The organism is Corallococcus llansteffanensis, assembly GCF_003612055.1.
Lineage (GTDB): Bacteria > Myxococcota > Myxococcia > Myxococcales > Myxococcaceae > Corallococcus > Corallococcus llansteffanensis.
This window is the reverse complement of the sequence record NZ_RAWB01000121.1, coordinates 1-19,825: the sequence shown is the minus strand read 5'-3', so window position 1 is coordinate 19,825 and position 19,825 is coordinate 1. Positions and strand designations below refer to the sequence as shown.

The following is a 19,825-nucleotide window of genomic DNA, read 5'->3' as shown; positions in this document are numbered from 1 at the left end:
GTTCTACACCAACCTCCGACGAACGCCGACCTGGCTTCGCCCCCAGCCTCCGGGCGTCCCATGACGCGGTGGGCAGCAAGGCGGTGAGAATTCAAACACGTCGGATGTTTTTCGCTCCACACGATTCAATAGACGGGCAGCACGGCCGATCTTGAGAAATCCCCCCGCTTCCCGCGCGTGATGCGAGGGGGGAACAGGACGCCGGGCCGTCAGGCCGTTGGGGGGATGACGTTCGGGGGCCCGCCTGGACGGCTGCTCTCACGAGAAGGTTTGAGGGCCCGCATCCACCCGGAATCACGCGCTTTGGCATGCCTGGAGAAGTGACGGGCGGCAGGGCCCTGGCTCCCTGATGGCCCGGCGAGCGGCCCGGGGAGCGCGCGAGTGACAGGGGGTTGGCAGGCGAGGACGTGCGGGAAGGAGTTTCGCGTCCCGCGTGTCCCATCCGCCCAACCCGGACCGAAAGGAACCCCTGTTTGAAGCAACTCCTTCGACTCGTCGCCGCGGCCTCCCTCATGCCTGCCCTCGCCTCCGCGGGCATCCTCTGGAAGGGCGACTTCGAGACCGGCAACACGTCCCAGTGGACCCGGGATCAGAGCGTTGCCTCCAGCCGTCTGCAGGTCGTGACGGACGTGGTGCGTGACGGCAAGTACGCCCTCAAGGCCGTCGTGAAGCAGGGCGATGATCCCATCAACGCCAGCGGCAACCGCAACGAGCTGCTGTACCTGACCCACGAGACGCAGGGGAAGGAGTACTTCTACAAGTGGAGCACCCTGTTCCCGAACAACTACCCCGTCCATGACTCCTGGCAGGTCATCACCCAGTGGCACCAGGAAGGCTGCTGTGGTTCGCCGCCGCTAGAGTTCTTCGTGCGCGGGGACAAGATCAACCTGCGCGTGGGCGGCAACACCATGCCCGTGCTCTGGCAGACGTCCATCGACAAGGGCAACTGGCACGACTTCGTGCTGCACGTGAAGTGGTCGTCCGACAAGAAGGCCGGCTTCGTGGAGCTGTACCACAACGGCAAGCTGGCGCTGCCGCGCACCTACGGGGCCAACCAGTTCGGCAAGGAGCTGAACTACCTGAAGATGGGCCTGTACCGCGACGACGCCATCAAGCCCGAAGGGGCCATCTACCACGACGGCTTCACCATGGCCTCGACGCTGGAGGACGTGATGCCTCCCGCGCCCGCGCCCGTGGAGGAGCCCGTGCCGGACACCACCCCGGTGCCGGACACGTCGGGTGACACCACCACGCCTCCAGTGGCCGAGGCCCCGACGACCCCCGACGCGCCCATCACGCTGCCCAACATCGGCGGTCAGGCGCCCACGGGCACCGCCACGCCCATCTCCAACAACCCCAACGGCCTGCCCGGGGACGAGTCCCTCGGCCAGCCCGGCGGTGGCTGCAGCGCGTCCGGCACGTCCGGCACCCTGCCCTTCGCCGCCGCCCTGCTGATGCTGGGCGCCGCCACGCTGCGTCGCCGCCGGGCCCCCGCCCGCGTCCGCAGCCAGGCCTCGAAGCGCTAGAGAAGCACTGACTTTCCCCTGTAGCCGAAGCAAGTCCCAGGCCCGGTGCGCTCGTACAGCGCGCCGGGCCTCTCTCTTTGCGGGCACTTTCTTCGACGACGCAAAAATGTCAGAGAATTTTAGTATTCCTTGAATTGATTGACCTTCAGGGCCCATTCGGGCTTGCCTTCCTGCTTCCCCGCAGCACGAAAGGCAGGACCCGATGAAGCGGAGCTTCGGTCTGTTCTCCACCGCGACGGCGCTGTTCGCAGGCGCCACCCTGGGTGTCATTCCGTCCGTGGCGCTGGCGGCTTCGTCCCAGGCGGACGCGGCGTTCGCGCAGGACGCGTCGCCGGACATGCTCTCCGCGATGCAGCGGGACCTGGGCCTCACGGCGGATGGCGCGCGGCGCCGGCTGATGGCGGAGGCCGCGGCGGTGCGGGTGGAGGGCACGCTGCGCGCGGAGCTGGGCGAGCGCTTTGGCGGCGCGTGGATGAACGCGGACGGCAGCCAGCTGGTGGTGGGCGTGACGACGGACGCGGACGCGGCCCGGGTGCGGCGCGCGGGCGCGGTGCCCCAGCGGGTGGCGCGCACGCAGGCGGAGCTGGAGCAGGTGAAGGCGGAGCTGGACCGGCACGGCGCGTCCGCCGGCCGCACCGTGCATGCGTGGTACGTGGACGTCATCACCAACAGCGTGGTGGTGCTGGCGCAGGACTCCGCGCTGACGGGCGGCACGGACTTCGTGGCGAAGGCGGGCGTGAAGAGCGACGCGGTGCGCGTGGTGCCGTCGCGCGAGGAGTTCAAGCCGCTGTACGACCTGCGCGGCGGTGACGCGTACTACCCGGGCAACGCGCGCTGCTCCATCGGCTTCCCGGTGGCGGGCGGCTTCGTGACGGCGGGCCACTGCGGCGGCGCGGGCACGGGGACGAGCGGCTTCAACGGCGTGGGCCAGGGCACGGTGGCGGCGGCCAACTGGCCCGGCAACGACTTCGCGTGGGTGCGCACCAACGGCTCTTGGGGTTCGCAGCCGTGGGTGAACAACTACGGCGGCGGCAACGTGCTGGTGTACGGGTCGCAGGAGGCGGGGCTGAACGCGTCCGTCTGTCGCTCGGGCTCCACCACCGGTTGGCGCTGTGGCGTCATCCAGGCGAAGAACGTCACGGTCAGCTACTCGGCGGGGCTCGTGTATGGCCTCACCCAGACGAACGCGTGCGCGGAGGGCGGTGACTCCGGCGGCTCGTGGCTGTCCGGCAACCAGGCGCAGGGCGTGACGTCCGGCGGCTCCGGCAACTGCTCCACCGGCGGCACCACCTTCTTCCAGCCGGTGAACCCCATCCTGGGCGCGTACGGCCTGTCGCTCACGACCACGGGCAGCGGCGGCACGGGCGGCCCCATCATCGGCCTGGCCAACAAGTGCATCGACGTGCCGAACTCCAACACGACCGACGGCACCCGCCTGCAGCTGTGGGACTGCAACGGCACCAACGCGCAGAAGTGGACCTTCATGTCGGACGGCACCGTGCGCGCCTTCGGCAAGTGCATGGACGTGGCCTGGGGCTCGCGCGACAACGGCGCGGCCATCCAGCTGGTCACCTGCTCCGGCAACCCGGCGCAGCAGTTCGTCCTCTCCGGCGCCGGTGACCTGGTGAACCCCCAGGCCAACAAGTGCGTGGACGTGACGGGCGGCAACTCCGCCAGCGGCACGCCCCTGCAGCTCTGGGAGTGCAACGGCACCAGCGCGCAGAAGTGGCGCCGCTAGCAGTCCGGTGACACCCCGGAAGGCGCGCGACGGTCAGTGCGCGCCTTCCACCTTCACCGTCGGATCCGGCTTCTGGAGCATGAAGACCAGGACGAGCGCGCAGGCGAAGACTGCCGCGAGGATGCTGAAGTTGGCGTTGAAGGCCCGCACCAGCGCCTGCGCGTTGATGCGCTGACCCAGGAGGCCGAAGGCGGCGCCGGTGGGATCCAACACGCCCCGGGAGGCCATGGCGCCCTTGAGCTGGGCGAACTGCTCCTGGGCCACCTGCCCGTAGAGGTCCACGTGCGACGTGAGCGCGGTGACGTTCGCCTTGGTGGAGCGGCTGAGCGCGCTGCTCATCCACGCGGTGCCAATGGAGCCGCCCAGCTCGCGCGTGAGGTTGAAGAGGCCCGCCCCGTTGCCGCGCTGCTCCGGTTTCAGGTTGCTGAGCGCCATCACCGACAGCGGCACGAAGATGAAGCCCAGCGAACAGGCGCGCATGAACACCGGCAGGATGAGCGTGGCTTCATCCACCCGGGTGGCCAGATGGCCGTTCACCCACAGCGCCGCGGACATGCCAACGACGCCCAGGCCCACCAGGATGCGGCCGTCCACCTTGCTGCCGAACTTGCCGATGAGCGGCATCAGCAGGATCTGGATGGCGCTGCCCTTGAGGAAGATGAGGCCGATGTCCAACGCCTCGTAGCGCATCACCGAACCGCAGAAGAGGCTGAAGAGGAACGAGCCGGAGAACAGCGCCGTGCCCACGAGGAAGTTCACCCCCGTGGCCGCCGTGTAGGAGCGGTTGGAGAACACCCTCAAGTCCACGACGGGACTGGGGGTCTCCAGCTCGTGGACGACGAAGGTGACGAGCGCGATGCCGGCGATGACGGCCAGCAGCGTGATGAGCCGGCTGTCGAACCAGTCCTCGCGGTTGCCCTCCTCCAGCACGTACTGGAGGCAGGCCATGCCCACGGCCAGGAGCGCGATGCCGTTCCTGTCCACCTTCTCCGTGGAGGGCTCGAAGTGGGGCTGTTCGATGTAGCGCCACGCCATGTACGCGGCGAAGAGGCCCACGGGCACGTTGATGAGGAAGATCCAGTGCCAGCTCGCCGCTTCGATGAGGAGCCCGCCCACGGTGGGCCCCAGCAGCGGCCCCGTCACGGCGCCCAGGCCGAAGAGCGCGCCCGCCATGCCGTGCTCCTCGCGCGGGTAGCGGGCGAAGAGGATGGCCTGGGAGGTGGGGATGATGGCGCCGCCGCCCATGCCCTGGAGGATGCGGAAGGCCACGAGCGACGGGAGGTTCCATGACAGGCCGCACAGCACGCTGGCCACGGTGAAGAGTAGCACGGAGAAGGTGAAGTACTTCCGGTAGCCGAACCGGCGCTGGAGCCAGCCCGTCATCGGGATGACCACCACGTTGGCCATCATGTAGCCGGTGGACACCCAGGCGATCTGATCCAACGGCGTGCCGAAGCTCGCGCGGATGTCGCTCAGCGCCACGTTGACGATGGAGATGTCCAGCACGGACATCAGCGCGGCGGCCATGGCCGCGACGGTGATGCCCACCTTGGAGCCCTGGATGACGTCGCGGCGCGCGTCCACGGGGCTACTCCGCCTTCCGGGTGTCCAACGACGCGTGGCCGGGGGCTTCCGTCTTCGCGGCGACGGGCTCGCCGCGGGTGTCCACGGTGACGGTGGCGCTCATGCCCGGCTTGAGGGGCAGCTGCTTGAAGTCACCGTCGAAGCGGATCAGCACCGGGATGCGCTGCACCACCTTCACGAAGTTGCCGGACGCGTTGTCGGGGGGCAGCAGGGCGAAGCGCGCGCCGCTGGCGCCCGCGAGGCTGTCCACGTGGCCGTGGAAGGAGTGGCCACCGAAGGCGTCCACCTTCACGTCCACCGGCTGGCCGGGGCGCATCTCACCGACCTGGTCCTCCTTGAAGTTGGCGACCACCCAGATGTCCGTCTGCGGGACGATGGCCATCAGCGCGCGCTCGGGGCCCACCATCTGCCCCACCTCCACCGTGCGGCGGCTCACCACGCCGTCCACCGGGGCGCGCACCTGGGCGTAGGACACGTTCAGCTCCGCGAGCGTCAGCGCGGCGCGCGTCTGCTTGAGGCGGGCCTCGGCGAGCTTCAGCGCGGCCTGCGCGGACTGCACCTGCACGGGCCCCGTCTCCGCGGCGGTGAGCTTGCCCTGCGCGGCCTCCAGGCCACCGGAGGAGCTGGTGATGCCGGCCTCGGTGGACGCAAGGCGCGCGCGAGACTGGTCCAACGCGGCCTTGGCCTGGTCGAACGCGGCCTGGCGCGTGTCCAGGTCGGACTGGGACAGGGCGCCCTGCTCGCGCAGCTGCTTCACGCGGCCCAGGTCCGTGTCCGCCAGCTTGAAGCGCGCCTCCGACGCGGCCACGTCCGCGCGGGCCTGGTCCAGCGCCGCCTTGGAGGAGCTGATGCCGCTGGAGGCCTGGGTGATGCCGGCGCGGGCCTGGCGCAGGTTGGCGCCCGCGTTGGCCTCCGTGAGGGTGAGCTGGGCCTGGGCGTTGGTGAGCTGGGCCTCGGCGCTCATCACGTCGGCGCGGGACACCTCCAGGCGGGCGTCCAGGTCCGCGTGGTCCAGCTCCACCACCACGTCACCGGCCTTCACCTGCTGGTTGTCGTTCACCAGCACACGCGCCACCTGGCCCGCCACGCGGGGGGACACGTTGGCGATGCGGCCTTCCACCTGCGCGTCGTCGGTGGACTCGTGGCCCCGGGTGATGAGGAAGCGCACGCCTCCGCCCAGCAGCGCCACGCCCACCAGGAGGGGCAGCACCTGCTTCGCGCGGGAGCGCTTCGCGGGCTTGTCGGTGACGGGTGCTTCGACGGGGACGGGAGCGGAGTCCAGGGGTGCGGTGCGGGTCGTCATGGTCGTTGCTCGATGCGGCTGTTGAAAGGGGGCGGGAAGCGGAGCGCAGCTCAGGGGTCGCGCAGGGCGGGGATGCCGGAGGACACCTTGGCGAGCAGGTCGCGCAGGGTGTCGCGCTCGGCGTGGCTCAGCGGCGCCATGAGCGTGGCGATGCGGCGGTAGTGGTCGGGCAACATGCCCTGGATGAACTCGCGGCCCCGCGCGGTGAGGTGCACGGTGTACATGCGCCGGTCCTCGGGGTGGTCCGCGCGGGAGATGAGGCCGTCCTTCTCCAGCGTGTCGAGCAGCCCCGTCATGGTGGCCCGGGTGCACTGGGACAGCTCCGCGATCTCCGCGGGGCTCAGGCTCTCCCCCGAGTCCTCCGCGATGAAGAGCTGGATGAGCACGACGAAGCGCCCTTGCGACAGGCCGTGCCGCGTGAAGTGCGCCTCGTAGGCGGACGTCAGCTCATTGGAGAGCCGCAGCATCGTCAGGCACGTCTCGATGGCGCTGGGGTCCAGCTCCGGGAAGCGCTTGGCCAATTGCTTCAGCCGCTCGTACCGGGGCACGAGCTTCATCGGAGTGGCGTTCTTGGAGCGGGGAAGGATCACGGCGGACATCTAGTAAGGCCCCTAACGATTTTGCGCAAGATGATTCGGTGCCTGACCATCTGGCCCCCTGCTACCTAGAGGTCCGCGTCCGTCGGTAGGTGCTCCAACAGGTAGACGGTGCGCAGCGTGGGGTGACGGGTCTGCAAGAGACGCAGGGCGCTCGGGTCGAAGGACTGCACGTCCGCACGGTCGGCGAGCCCCCGGGAGAGGATGGCCTGGGCGACCGCATCCCCGTGTGCCGGGGTGATGGGTGTCTTCCCGTTGATCCGTTTGAGTTCCACATTGAAGCGGACCCGGCGAGCCTGAGCGAAGGCGAAGACCTGGCTCAGGGTGGGGACGGTGTAGGGGTCCGGGAGGCCGGTGCGAGCGGCGAACGCGACGGCTTCGGGGGAGCGGGCGCGGTCGTTCGTCTGTTCGGGGCGGTCCTTGAGGAGCTTGTCGCAGACATAGGTGGCCTGGAGCCGGGCGACGGTGAGGGACGCGATGGAAACGGGGGCCGGGAGCGGGCTTCCGTCCGCGTGGCGGCACTTCGCCGGGGAGAGTTCCGGGTCGTGGGAGAGCACGGGGACGCCGTCGGCGGTGAGGACGGTGTCCAGCTCCAGCGTGGTCATCCCGTGTTCGAGCGCGGCCTCGAAGGCGGGCAGCGTGTTCTCCGGGCGCAGGCCCCGCGCGCCCCGGTGGCCCTGCGCATCGAAGCGCTTCGCATCGAGGAGGCCGTCCGCGTCCAGCAGGTCTCCGGGCGTGCCGTCCGCGTTGGCGTCGAAGTCGCGCACCGCCTGGGCGAGCAGGTCCGGCCGGTCGCTGATGATGCCGTCCACGCCGCGCTGGAGCAGGGCCCGCATCGTGGGCAGGTCGTTCACCGTCCAGACGACGACGGGGTGGCCGGCGTCGTGAAGGCGCCTCACGTCGAGGCCCTGGCGGTCCTTCAGGTCGAGCAGTTCGACGGAGGGCGAGCAGACGGGCGACTTCGTGGAGCCGTGGGCGCGGGCGTGCGCGCGCACGGTGTCCATCAAGCGCACCGTGGGGTCGGTCCGTGGGGTGCTGGGAGCGCGACCGGGTCCGGTGCACGCGGAGGCGAGTCCCGCGACGAGCAGCGCGGTGAAGGGGGCGGAGGGCATGGGCAGTCCTGCCGTCTGGCTGCGAAAGAGGTGGCGGGGAGGTGGAGCGGTTGGGAAGCAGGAGGGATGGACGTGAAGGATGCCACCGTGCAGGCGGCGCTGCGCCAGGCGTGCGAGGACGCCGGGCTGCCGGAGTCCCTCCGGGGCTGCGTGTACCCGCTGCTGCGGGACCCGGAGGGCGAGTGGCCTTCGTGCTGCGGTGGCGGCTGCATGCCGTGCGCCTCCACGCTGACGGACGTGGCGGTGCGCACGCTGGAGTTGCTGGGCACGCCGCGACGCTCGCCCCTTCCACCGGGTTGAGCGGGCAGCGCGCCTACCGGTGCGCGTGGTCGACCAACACCTCCACGCGAGGGAGCGACCAGTGCATCTGGACCATCCGCCACTCGGCCCCCCGACGCTCGAACGCGCAGGCCACGCGGATCCCGGCGAAGGTGGTGGACTTGCCGTCCACCGTCACCGCGACGTCCATGGCGGGCACCGTGAGGCACGCCATCGTGGAGGGCGGCGCGCCCCCGTGCCAGAGCTGCCCGGAGCGCAGCGTCACGTGGATGTCGCGCAGGTGTTCGAACTGTCGGCGGAAGGAGTGTTCGACCTGCGCCCAACCGATGAAGTGGAGGTTGGAGTGGGTGCCCACCACGACGAGGTCGTCGTCATGCCAGAACACTTCGCCCAGGGCCTCCAGGCTCCCGCGTTCGTAGGCGTCGATGAACGCGGCGAAGCGTTGCTCCAGTTCGGCCTTCCAACCGCTCGCGTCCTTCGCACGCTCATCCGACGTCGAGGTCATCGCGCCGTGCTCCCTTCCCTGTCGTCAGGCAGTTCTCGATGATCCGCGCCACCTCCGTCACGAAGGGCACCTCCATGACGGAGAAGTGATTGCCGGGCACCTCGTGGAACTGGAAGCTGGCGGTCGTCAGCACCCGCCACCACTCCTCCGCGTGCACGTCCAGGACCGGGTCCCTCTCCAGACCGCGCAGATACACCAGGGGGACCGCGTGACGTCCCGGCGAGTATGCGGCGAGGGCCTCATTGGTGGCGAGCACCACGTCGCGCAGCCTTGAGTCGGTCTCCATCGCCGCCCGCAGGCCTTCCGCCGCGCGAGGAGAGATGCGCCGGAACGCGTCGATCAACTCAAGCACGTCCCCCACGCTCTTGATCCCCAGCCGGCGCGAGTCCTCCACCGTCACCGTGTCGATCTGGATGACGCCCGCCACGTCATGGCCCCGCTCCAGCAGGACGGCCCCCATCTCATAGGCAATCACGCCTCCCGACGAATGGCCTCCCAGCCAGTAGGGCCCGTGGGGTTGGAACGCCAGCAGCTCGTCCACGAACCGACGCGCCATCGACGGCACGTCCCGGTAGAGCACCTCGCCGGGCTCCAGCCCCGAGGCGCGGAACGCATGGACCGGCCTGGAGGACCCCAGCTGTCGCGTGAGTGGCAGGTACGTGTAGACCGTTCCACCGATGGGCTGCACGAGGAAGAGGGGCGCCTGGTCGGGCCGCCCGTCCTGGAGCTGCATCCGCAGCGCGGCCGGCTTCCGGAGGGGCTTTCCCGCCCGCTCCAGCTCCTCCTGGACGGCCCGCACGAACGCGCCCAGGGTCGGGTGCTCCAGCGCCGCATGCAGTGACAGGCTGACCGTCAGCCGCGACTTGAGCTCGCGGTGGAGCTGCACGACCAGGAGGGACGTGCCCCCCAGCTCGAAGAAGTGGCTGTCGGGCGTCAGCGCGTCCACCCCGAGCAGCTCCTTCCAGAGCTCCTCCACGAGCGTCCGCACCCCCTCGCGTCCGAGGTCCCGGGGCTCCACGGCCGGCCGGGGCCCGGGCTCCCGCGAAGCCCGGGGCTCCTGCGCCTCCAGCGAGTAGCGCTTGCGCTCGAAGGGATACGTCGGCAACGGGACCCGCCGCCGGGGCGCCTGGTCCCGCGTCGCGCTCCAGTCCACGGGGACGCCCGCGGTCCAGAGCTGTCCCACGGCGCCGAGCAATGCCTGTTCATCGGTCTCGGGTGGGGTCCGCCGCCCCCGCGGCACTCCGAGCGTGGACAGGACCTGGCGCTCCTGGCCCACCTGGGGATGCAGCAGGGTCAGCGTGGAGAGGGTCCTTCCCGGACCGACCTCCACGAAGATCCGCTCGCGGTCTTCCAGCAACACCTCCAGCCCGGCGGAGAACCGGACCGTCTGTCGAAGGTGCCGCGCCCAGTACGCGGGGTCGCGCGCGTCGTCCGCGCCCAGCCAGGTTCCCGTGACGTTGGAGACGACGGGAATCACCGGGGCCCTGGGCGCCATCGTCGCGGCCAGCGCCGTGAGCGGCTTCATCGCGGGCTCCACGAGCGCGGAATGGAACCCGCTGGAGCGCGGCAGTCGCTTCGACCGCACGCCCTTCGCATGCAGCCGCGCCTCGAAGTCCTCCAGGGCTTCCACCGTCCCCGACACCACGCACTGCCCGGGCCCGTTCACGGCAGCCAGCGACAACCCGGCATCCAGCTCCTGCGCGAGCACGCTCACCGACAACGGCACGGCGAGCATTCCCGACGGCGGCAGGGCGTCGCAGAGCCGGCCGCGCAGGCCGACCAGGGCCACGGCCTCTTCCAGCGACAGGACGCCGGACAGACACGCGGCGGTGTACTCGCCCAGGCTGTGGCCCATCAGGGCCGATGGACGGATGCCCCAGGAGCTCAACAGCCGCGACAGCGCGTACTCCGTGGAGAAGATGGCGGCCATGCCCAGCGATGGCGCGCGGAGGGCTTCCTCCGCGTGCGCCCGTCCCGCCGCTTCCGCGAACAGCGCGCCGCGAAGCTCGCGCTCCAGGTCCTGGCCGAAGAGTGAGAGGCATTGATCCAGGGCTTCGCGGTACACCGGCGCGCGCCGGCACCACGCCGCGCCCATGCCCACCTCCTGTGTGCCCGTGCCGGGAAACAGGAAGACCACCTGCGGTGCACGGGACGCCGCGCGCCGGGCGGGACCGCGCAACCGGAGCTTCACGGTGGCGTCCGCGAGGTCCTGGCACACGACGGCCCGTCGGTAGTCGAAGGCCGCCCTTCCCTCCTGAAGCGTGTACGCGAGGTCCGCCAGGGCCTGGGTCGGGTGTTGCTCCAGGTGGTCCGCGAGCCGCTGTGTCGCCATGACCAGCGCGTCCGCGCTCCGGGCCGACACCACCAGCACCGTCGTGTCCCCTCGTGCGTCGGAGGCCGTGGGCACAGGTGGCGCTTCCTCGAGCACGACGTGGGCATTGGTTCCGCCAATGCCAAACGCGCTGACCCCGGCGAGGCGCGGGAGCCCCACGGGCGGTGTCCACGGACGCCCTTCCCGGCTCACCACGAAGGGCCCGCGCTCCAGCCCCAGCTCCGGATGGGCGTGTTCGAAGTGGACGGTCCCGGGCAGGAAGCGGTGCTCCAAGGCCAGCGTCGCCTTGATGAGCCCCGCCACTCCGGCCGCCGAGTCCAGGTGCCCCACGTTGCTCTTGAGCGCCCCCAGGACACAGGAGGGCGCCGTGTCCCCACGGTCTCCGAAGGCCAGCCGCAGCGCCTGGACCTCCAGCGGGTCTCCCAGCGGCGTCGCCGTCCCGTGGGCTTCGACGAAGGTGACGTGTCGCGGATCCACCCGGGCGGCCGCGTGCGCCTGGAGGATGACGTCGCGCTGTCCTTCCACGCTCGGGGCGGTGAAGCCGACCTTGCCGTTCCCATCGTTGTTGATGGCCGAGCCCCGGATGACGGCGCGGATGGAGTCCCCATCGCGCAGCGCGTGCTCCAGGCGCTTCAACACCACGACGCCCACGCCACTGGAGGGCACCGTGCCCTGGCCCTTCGCATCGAACGGACGGCAGTGCCCATCCGGGGACGCGATGCCGCCTTCCTCGTACAGATAGCCGGAGGGGCCCGAGGCGAAGAGGGAGACGCCGCCCGCCAGCGCCAGCTCGCACTCGCCGAGCCGCAGGCTCTGGCAGGCCAGGTGGACCGCTACCAGTGACGTGGAGCAGGAGGTCTGCACCGTGAGCGCGGGCCCGCGCAGGCCCAGTTGATACGCCGTCGCCATGGCGAGGAACTGCCACGGATTGCCCAGGATGGACCGATACGAATCGGAGGCCACGGCGGACAGGGCACGGAGGCGCGGCACGACCTGCTCGAGCCAGTAGCGAGGTAACCCCGCCCCGGCGAAGACGCCCGCCTTCCCAGGCAGCCGCTTCGGGTCGTAGCCCGCGGCTTCGAGCGCCTCCCAGGTGCACTCCAGGAACACCCGGAGCTGCGGATCCATCAGCCGGGCATCCTGGGGGCTGTAGCCGAAGAAGCCAGCGTCGAAGGAGTCGGCCTCTTCGAGGAGCCCCGCCGCGCGAACGTAGGCGGGATCCTCCAACAGCCGGGGCTCCACTCCCGCCGCCAGCAGCGCCTCCTGGCTGAACCGCGAGAGGCCTTCGCGGCCCTCCACCAGCAGCGTCCACAGTGAGGGCACATCCGGCGCGCCCGGGAACCGTCCCGCCATGCCGATGATGGCGATGCGGTCCGGATGCTCGTGGTTCCTGCTCCGGGAAGGAATCGGCGTCCGGGCCGGCTGCTCCACCAACGCGTCGTCCAACCGCCGCGCCAGGGATTCGATGGTGGGGAACTGGAACAGCGTGGCCATGCTCAAGCGGATGCCCAGTTCCGACTCGAGCGCTGACTGGACGCGCGCGAGCAGCAGGGAGTTGCCCCCTGCCTCGAAGAAGCCCTCCTGCCGGCCCACCCGCTCCACGCCAAGGAGCCGGCACCAGATGCGCTCCACCGCTTTCTCGCGCTCCGTGCTGGACGGTGCCTCGGGGGCCTGCGCTCGTGAAGGAGGGAGTGGCAGCGCGCGCCGGTCGAGCTTGCCGGTGGCGCCCAGCGGGAACGCCTCCAACGCCACGAACTCTCGCGGGACCATGTGGGGTGGAAGCTTCTCGACCAGCGAGTCCCTGAGCCCACGCGACGGCAACCGCTTCGCCGCGTCGGCATCGCGGGGGATGACGTAGCCGACAAGGTGTCGCTCCCCCGCGAGCAGTTGGGGTTCGACCACGGCATCCCGGACGTCGGGGTACGCCCTCAGCGCGGCTTCAATCTCTCCCAGCTCGATGCGGAAGCCGCGCAGCTTGAGCTGTCGATCCACGCGCCCGTGGAACTCGAGGCTTCCCTCCGGACGATGGCTGGCGACATCCCCGCTCTTGTAGAGCCGTGCGCCCGGCTCCGCGCTGAACGGATGGGGAACGAACCGCTCCGCATCCAGTTCGGGACGGTGCAGGTAGCCGCGCGCCAATCCCATCCCACCGATGTAGAGCGCTCCCCGCACGCCCACGGGGACCGGCTCCAGCGCCTCATCGAGGACGTAGGCCTCGTAGCCCGGCAGCGGCTTCCCGATGGACGGCGTCCCTCCGCCCGCCACGCAGTCGACCGTGGTCGCGAAGACGGTGGTCTCCGTCGGGCCATAGACATTGATGAAGCGCCGGCCCGGGGCCCAGGTGTCCACGAGTTGCTCCGGCACCTCCTCGCCACCGATCACGAGCAGCTTCAAGTCCGGGAGCGCCCGCCAGGCCATGGAGCCCAGCGCCGCGGGCGTGAACATCGCGATGTGGATGCGCTGTGACTCCAGGAAGTCCGCGAGCTCCTCTCCGGCCGCCACCTCCGCCTGCGCGAGCAGGTACAGCGTGGCGCCGGAGAAGAGCGTCGGGAAGATCTCCGCGACGGAGAAGTCGAACCCGAAGCGCGAGAACTGCAACACGCGGTCGCCCGGTTCGAAGCCGAAGCGCGAGGTCACGGTCTCGCAGAGGTGGACCGCGCTCCGGTGTTCCAGCAGCACCCCCTTGGGTTGGCCCGTCGAACCGGAGGTGTAGATGACATACGCCAGGTCGCTCCCGGTAACGGGGACGCGTGGGTCCTCGGAAGAAGCCGCCGCGAGCGCGCCGCGCACCTGCTCCAGCACGACGACCTGGACGCCCGTATCGGCCACGAGCGGATGCGTCGCTTCCTGCGAGAGGACGAGCGTCAGCCCCGCGTCCCGCGCCGTGAACTCCAGCCGCGCCTTCGGATAGGTCGGATCCAGGGGCACGTAGGCCGCGCCCGCCTTCAGCGTCGCCAACATGCCCAAGATCAGCTCGAAGGAGCGCTGGAGGCACAGGCCCACGAAGGCCCCGGGCCCGACGCCCAGCGAGCGGAGGTGGTGGGCCAGCCGGTTCGCCTCCGCGTTCAGCGTCCGGTAGCTCATGGACTGGCCCTGGAAGACCAGGGCGGGCGCATCGGGAGTGCGCGCCGCTTGCGCTTCGAACGGGTGGTGCAGACAGGCCGCGCCGGCTCCGTCCTCCACCGGCCCCTGGGACCAGGTGAGCAGCCGCGCCTTCTCTGCTTCCGAAAGCAGCGGCAGCGTGAGGACGGGCGCCTCGGGGTTCCGCACGGCCTCGCGGAGCAGCGCCACGAAGTGCTCCCCCAGTTGGGCCACCATCCAGGGGTCGAACAGGTCGAGCGCGTACTCCAGCCGCACGGACATGCCATCCGGTCGCTCATCCAGTTCGAGGGAGAGGTCCAGCTTCGACGTCCCCGTATCGACGTCGTGCGGCTCCACCCTCCACCCCGAACCCGGCACCGAGATGGGCGGCTCCAGGGTGCACGACACCTGGAGGAGCGGATTGACGCCAGGAAGGCGCGCCGGGTTCACCGCCTCCACGATGCGCAGGAGCGGCGCGTCCTGGTGTTCCAGTGCCTCCAGACAGGCCCTCCGCACGCGCGCCAGCAGCGCCCGGAAGCCCAGCCCTTCGGAGAAGCGCAGCCGCAGGGGCAGCAGGTTCACGAAGTGCCCGGAGATGGCGCGCAGCTCCTCGCGGCTCCGCCCCGAGAAGGCCGCGCCGATGACGAAGTCGTCGCTTCCCGAGTAGCGGTGCAGCAGCGCGCCGAACGCCGACAGCAGCGTCATGAAGAGCGTCGAGTCCTCGCGGCGCCCCAACGCCTTCACCGCCTCCAGCAGCTCCCGGGAGATCCGCACGACGTGCTTGCCTCCATGGAAGCTCTGGACCGGAGGACGGGGACGCTGCGTGGGAAGCGCCAGGGCCGGGGCCCCCGCGAGCGACTGCTTCCAGTACGCGAGGTGCGGAGCGATGGCCTCCTGGTAGCGCGCGCCCTGCTGCCAGACCGCGGCATCGCCGTACTGGAGCGGCACGGGCGCCAGCGCGGGAAGCCCTCCAACCAGGGCCGCCTGGTAGAACCCATGCAGCTCCTGGAGGAACGTCGCCATCGTGAAGCCATCCACGGTCAGGTGATGCATGACCAGGGCGAGGCGACACTCCGAAGCGCTCAGCCGCAGCAGCGTTGCCCGCAGCAACGGCCCCTGCTCCAGGTCGAACGGCACGCGCGCCTCCTGCGTGGCCAGCTGCAACGCCTTCGCGCTCCGAAGCCCCTCGGGAATCGCTCGCAGGTCCACGCTCCGCAGGTGGAACGGAGCGCCGGGGCCCACCCGTTGGACGGGCCCCTCGGGTGTGGCGCCGAACGTCGTGCGCAGGATTTCATGCCGGGCGATGAGCGACTGGAAGGCCTGCTCCAACGCCTCCGGCTGGAGGTCGCCCGGCAGATACAGCGTGAAGGGCTCGTTGTAGAAGGCGCTCCGGGGCGCCACCTGACTCAAGAGCCAGAGCTGCCGCTGCGCATCGGACAGCGGCAGGGGCCGGCTCCGGTCCACGGGGACCACCGGGGGCAGGTCCACGCCCCGGGCTTCCCCCCTCGCATCCTCCACGAGCCGCGCCAGCTCCACGATGTTCGGGCTGTCGAAGAGTGCCCGCACCGGCAACCGGACGGACAGGGCTTGTTCGAGCCGCGCGATGAGGCGGACCGCGAGCAGCGAGTCCCCTCCCGACTCCATGAAGCGGTCGCGCGTCCCGGCCTGCTCCGTCCCCAGCACCTCCGACCAGATGCGCGCGACGTCCTGCTCCAGCGGCGTGCGTGGCGCTGCCCCCTCGCCCGAGCCGAAACGCGGAGCCGGCAGTTGCTGGAGGTCCACCTTGCCACTGGGATTGAGCGGCAGCCGTTCCAGGACGAGGACCGCATGGGGGACCATGAAGTCCGGAAGTTTCGAGCGCAGGAACTCATGAAGCTCCGCCGCGTCCGGTGACGCTCCCTCGCGGGGAGAGACATAGGCGACGAGCCGCTTGTCTCCCGGTGACACCTCGCGCACGCGCACGACCGCGTCACCCACCTGTGCATGGGATCGCAGGACGCTTTCGAGCTCCCCCAGCTCGACCCGCGCACCCCGGATCTTCACCTGGTGATCCATCCGCCCCAGGAACTCCAGGTTGCCATCCTCGAGCCACCGCGCACGGTCTCCGGTCCGATACAGCCGTGCATCGGGCGCGCCGCTGAAGGGATCCGGAAGGAACCGCTCGCCTGTCAGGTCGGGGCGGTTCAGGTAGCCCCGCGCGAGCCCCTCTCCTCCCAGGTACAGCGCTCCCGCCTCACCCACGGGGAGGAGCGCCAGCGCTTCGTCCAGCACATACACCTGGAGGTTCGCGAGCGGCCTGCCGATGGGGACGGAGCTGCCCGGGACGGGCGGCGCGAGGAGCTCATGCGCCGTCGCGGAGGTGGTGCACTCCGTGGGGCCATAGCTGTTGAGCAGGCGCTGGGGCTTCCCGTGCGCCATCACGCGTCCCACCCACTTGGGGTCCAGCACGTCGCCCCCGACCATCAGCACGCGGAGCGCGCCGAACGCGTCCGGAATGGCCTCGGCCAGTTGATGGAACAGGGACGTGCTCAGGACCGCGGCCGACACCGCGTCGCTCCGCAGCTTCGCCGCGAGGAGCGGAGGCGACAGCAGCGTCTCCCGCGAGACGAGGCACAGCGAGGCCCCGTTCAGGAGCGCGCCCCAGACCTCCAGCGTCGAGGCATCGAACGAGAAGGACGCGGCCTGGAGGACGCGGTCCTCACGCCGGAACCCCATGAAGCCCTCGTCGAGCACCAGCCGGGCCACGCCCGCATGCGGAATGCACACGCCCTTGGGCCTCCCGGTGGAGCCCGACGTGAACAGCACATAGGCCAGCGAGTCGGGCCCCGCGCCGCCCTTCACGTTCAGCGCGTCGTCTTCTCCGGACGACAGGTCCGGAACGGAGGGTTCGAGGACATCCCCCTGGAAGCGCAGCCCCTGGACGTCTTCGGGCCGGCCCACCAGTGCTCGCAGGCCCGCGTCCTCGATCATCAGCGCGAGACGCTCCGCCGGATGGCTGGGATCCAAAGGCAGATAGGCTCCACCTGCCTTCAGGATGCCCAGCAACCCCACGAGGGTCTCCGGGGTGCGGTCGGTGAGGATGCCGACAGGCTGCTCCAGCCCGACCCCCCGCGCCTGGAGCCGCCGCGCCAGGCGGTTCGCACGCCGGTTGAGCAGGTCATAGCTGAGCACCCCACCCTCGAAGCGCACTGCAATGGCATTCGGAGTTTCGCGGGCGTGGGCTTCGAACAGCGTGGCGATGTCCTGCCTGGGAAAGCCTGTCTGGCGTCCGTTCGAGAGGATTCTGAGTCTGTCTGGGTATTCGAAGATGGAATTCATGAAGAGTGATACCCCCACCTTTTCAACGCGGAGCGCCAGGAACCTTCACGGATGTCACACACCCTCCTTGGGGGCAGGTGACGGCCGCGCGGGGACGCCGTACGCTTGCGCATCCCATGAGCCCCATCGTCCACGCCGAACTGTCCTGGCTGCTGGCGCAAGGCCTGCGCGAACGGCGCGACCGCATCCTCGTCACCTGCGCGGGGCTCGCGCCGGACCTGGATGGACTGTCATTGCTCGCGGGGGAGGAGTTCTACGCGCGCTACCACCACGTCCTCTTTCACGGCTACGTGGGGGTGCTCGTCACCATGGCGGTCTGTGCCGCGCTGGCACGGCGGCGCGTGGCCGTGGCGCTGCTGTCGGTGGTGGCATTCCACGGGCACCTGCTGTGCGACCTCGCTGGCAGTGGACCCGGGTGGCCCATCCACTACTTCTGGCCGCAGAGCCTGGCGGAGTGGTCCTGGTCCGGGCAGTGGAACCTGGCCTCCTGGCAGAACAGCCTCATCGGGCTGGCCGCGACGCTGGCATGTCTGGCCTGTGCCCTGCCCTTCCAGCGGACCGTGCTGGAGGTGCTGTCACCGCGCTGGGACGCGGAGGTCACCCGCACCGTGCGGCGACGCTTCTCCCGACCGCGCGCACCGGAAGCCCCCTGAAGCGCGGCCGCAAAGCCTTGCACCCGCCGGTTACGGGGTCGCGGGCTCCAGCTTCACCTCGAAGAGGTCGGGCCACAGCTTGCCGGTGAAGAACAGTCGGCCGGTGCCGGGCTCCTGCGCGATGCCGTTGAGCACCGCCTCGTAGCTGCGGACGCGGCTGCGCACCGTCCGCGCCAGCTCCGACGCGTCGATGACCGCCAGCACGCGGCCCGTCGCGTAGTCGATCTTCAGCACGTGGTCGGTGTGCCAGACGTTGGCGTAGACGCCGTCCTCCGCGCACTCCAGCTCGTTGAGCCGTTCAACCGGCGTGCCCTGCAACGTCACCTGCACCTGGGACTTCACGTGGAAGTCCTTCGGGTCGTGGAAGCGCAGCGTGGCCGTGCCGTCGCTCCTCACGAGCTGCCCCTGCCAGAAGCACAGGCCCCAGCCCTCGCCCGTGTATGTCACCTGCTTCTCCTGCGTGGGCGCCGTGCCGTTCCACACGTACAGCGTCTCGTCCTGCCAGGTGAGCTGGTAGAGCCGCGTGCCGTCACTGGCGAGCCCTTCGGGGAACACGTCCGGAAGGGGCTGGACCCACAGCGGCGCGGCCTGCTCCAGGGAGATGCGCCGCAGGTCGCCCTCCTCGCCGGTGCTCTCGTAGAGCTGGCCCTGGTGGAACTGGAGGCCCTGCGTGAAGGCCGTCGGGTCGTGCGGATACGTGTGGACGATGCGCGCCACCAGCCGCTGCGGCACGACTTCGGTGGGCCCGGCGTCCGGCGCCTGGCGTTGCGCGGGCGCGCACCCCAGGCACAGCAGGGACAACGACAGGGACCAGGAGATGCGGCGCATGGGCTTCCTTGCGAGGGCGACGGCTTCGCGAGCGGCGACACCTTAGCGCGCCAGGCTCGATGTCGCGTCAGTCCTGGGACACCGCGAGCGCCGCCTCCACCGCGCCGCGCAGTTCCTCCAGCTCGAACGGCTTGTTGAGCACACAGGCGGCCCCCAGGCGCAGCGCCTCGCGGTGCAGCTGCGTGTCGCCGAAGGCGGTGATGAGGATGACGGGCGTGGTCCACTGCTCGCGGCGCAGGCGGGCGAGCACCTCCAGGCCGGTGAAGCCCGGCATGCGCACGTCGGTGATGATGAGGTCGGGCGCGCGCGACTCGTCCGCGGTCAGCCCGTCGATGAGGAGCTGCACCAGGCCCGGTCCGTCCGACGCCTCCACCACCTCATAGCCCCGCCGCACCAGCATCTTGCGGATGAGCGCGCGCATCTCCGGCTGATCATCCGCGATGAGGATGCGCGGGGCCCGCCCTGGCGCTGGCCTGGGGTCCTTCCAGGCCGCGCCACGCGCGCTCCCTTCCGTCTGCTCGTGCACCATGGGAGTGACCTCCTGGAGGCGGGGTGCGGCGGGCACCCGGGGATGGGACTTGAGGGGCCTGGAGCATCCGCCGTGCCATGGGCGCGCTCCCTGGCCCCGGTGAAAGCGCTCCGGAGGGGCCTGGGGCACGCTGCCCCCGGGCGAAATGCCCCGGCTGGGGCACTTTGCCCCGCGCACGAGGGGCCCCTGGGGGGCAGTTCCCCCTGGGAGACGGGTTTGGGGGCCTTGGCCCACGGGCTGCAATGGAGTCCGGGTGTCGGACCGGATGCGGGGCTTCCTCCTCAGAGCTCCCTTCTTGGCAGCTGGGCCACTGGTGACTCCCGGTGTCGTCGGTGGAACGGGACCGCTGCCTCCTTCCCAGGGTGCCCACCGCATCCGGTTCGACTCTTTTCCCGCCCGGAAGGTCGCTTCCGGCCGCACTCCAAGGAGAACGCACGATGG

At 70.4% G+C, this 19,825-nt stretch carries 12 protein-coding genes; 4 read left to right on the top strand and 8 right to left on the bottom strand.

Annotated features, from left to right (window positions below; genetic code table 11):
- Positions 1–473: 473 nt before the first annotated feature.
- Positions 474–1,526, top strand: a complete 1,053-nt coding sequence (locus tag D7V93_RS13835) for a polysaccharide lyase family 20 protein (RefSeq protein ID WP_120643862.1) — start codon at positions 474–476, stop codon at positions 1,524–1,526.
- A 202-nt stretch (positions 1,527–1,728) separates the two neighbouring features.
- Entirely contained in the window at positions 1,729–3,264 is a 1,536-nt protein-coding gene (locus tag D7V93_RS13830) for a ricin-type beta-trefoil lectin domain protein (protein WP_120643861.1), read from the top strand.
- A gap of 33 nt (positions 3,265–3,297) precedes the next feature.
- On the opposite strand, the gene D7V93_RS13825 is transcribed toward D7V93_RS13830, so the two are convergent.
- The 4 genes from D7V93_RS13825 to D7V93_RS13810 all read right to left on the bottom strand — a co-directional run bounded on the left by D7V93_RS13825 (position 3,298) and on the right by D7V93_RS13810 (position 7,859).
- A complete protein-coding gene (locus tag D7V93_RS13825; RefSeq protein ID WP_244237299.1) occupies positions 3,298–4,848 on the bottom strand; it encodes a DHA2 family efflux MFS transporter permease subunit in 1,551 nt (516 codons plus the stop codon).
- 4 nt (positions 4,849–4,852) lie between these two features.
- Positions 4,853–6,151 carry an HlyD family secretion protein gene (locus tag D7V93_RS13820; RefSeq protein ID WP_120643860.1) on the bottom strand — a complete coding sequence of 433 codons (1,299 nt, stop codon included), beginning with the start codon at positions 6,149–6,151 and terminating at the stop codon, positions 4,853–4,855.
- Between the two features lie 50 nt (positions 6,152–6,201).
- Entirely contained in the window at positions 6,202–6,750 is a 549-nt protein-coding gene (locus tag D7V93_RS13815; RefSeq protein ID WP_244237298.1) for a MarR family winged helix-turn-helix transcriptional regulator, read from the bottom strand.
- A 65-nt stretch (positions 6,751–6,815) separates the two neighbouring features.
- Entirely contained in the window at positions 6,816–7,859 is a 1,044-nt protein-coding gene (locus tag D7V93_RS13810; protein ID WP_120643859.1) for a glycerophosphodiester phosphodiesterase family protein, read from the bottom strand.
- A gap of 66 nt (positions 7,860–7,925) precedes the next feature.
- On the opposite strand from D7V93_RS13810, the gene D7V93_RS13805 reads away from it, so the two are divergent.
- Complete coding sequence (locus D7V93_RS13805; protein WP_120643858.1) at positions 7,926–8,159, top strand: hypothetical protein; 234 nt, start codon at positions 7,926–7,928, stop codon at positions 8,157–8,159.
- 13 nt (positions 8,160–8,172) lie between these two features.
- Here the strand turns inward: D7V93_RS13805 and D7V93_RS13800 are convergent, their stop codons facing one another.
- A complete protein-coding gene (locus D7V93_RS13800) occupies positions 8,173–8,643 on the bottom strand; it encodes a nuclear transport factor 2 family protein (RefSeq protein ID WP_120643857.1) in 471 nt (156 codons plus the stop codon).
- Positions 8,624–17,374 carry a non-ribosomal peptide synthetase/type I polyketide synthase gene (locus D7V93_RS13795; RefSeq protein ID WP_120643856.1) on the bottom strand — a complete coding sequence of 2,917 codons (8,751 nt, stop codon included), beginning with the start codon at positions 17,372–17,374 and terminating at the stop codon, positions 8,624–8,626. The genes D7V93_RS13800 and D7V93_RS13795 overlap by 20 nt, the downstream gene beginning before the upstream one ends.
- 116 nt (positions 17,375–17,490) lie before the next feature.
- On the opposite strand from D7V93_RS13795, the gene D7V93_RS13790 reads away from it, so the two are divergent.
- Complete coding sequence (locus D7V93_RS13790; protein WP_120643855.1) at positions 17,491–18,027, top strand: metal-dependent hydrolase; 537 nt, start codon at positions 17,491–17,493, stop codon at positions 18,025–18,027.
- Positions 18,028–18,057: 30 nt separating this feature from the next.
- Here the strand turns inward: D7V93_RS13790 and D7V93_RS13785 are convergent, their stop codons facing one another.
- Together D7V93_RS13785 and D7V93_RS13780 are read right to left on the bottom strand one after the other, a co-directional pair.
- A complete protein-coding gene (locus D7V93_RS13785; RefSeq protein WP_120643854.1) occupies positions 18,058–18,855 on the bottom strand; it encodes a glutaminyl-peptide cyclotransferase in 798 nt (265 codons plus the stop codon).
- A 67-nt stretch (positions 18,856–18,922) separates the two neighbouring features.
- Positions 18,923–19,384, bottom strand: coding sequence for a response regulator (locus tag D7V93_RS13780; protein WP_120643853.1), 462 nt, complete (start codon positions 19,382–19,384; stop codon positions 18,923–18,925).
- Positions 19,385–19,825: the final 441 nt, after the last annotated feature.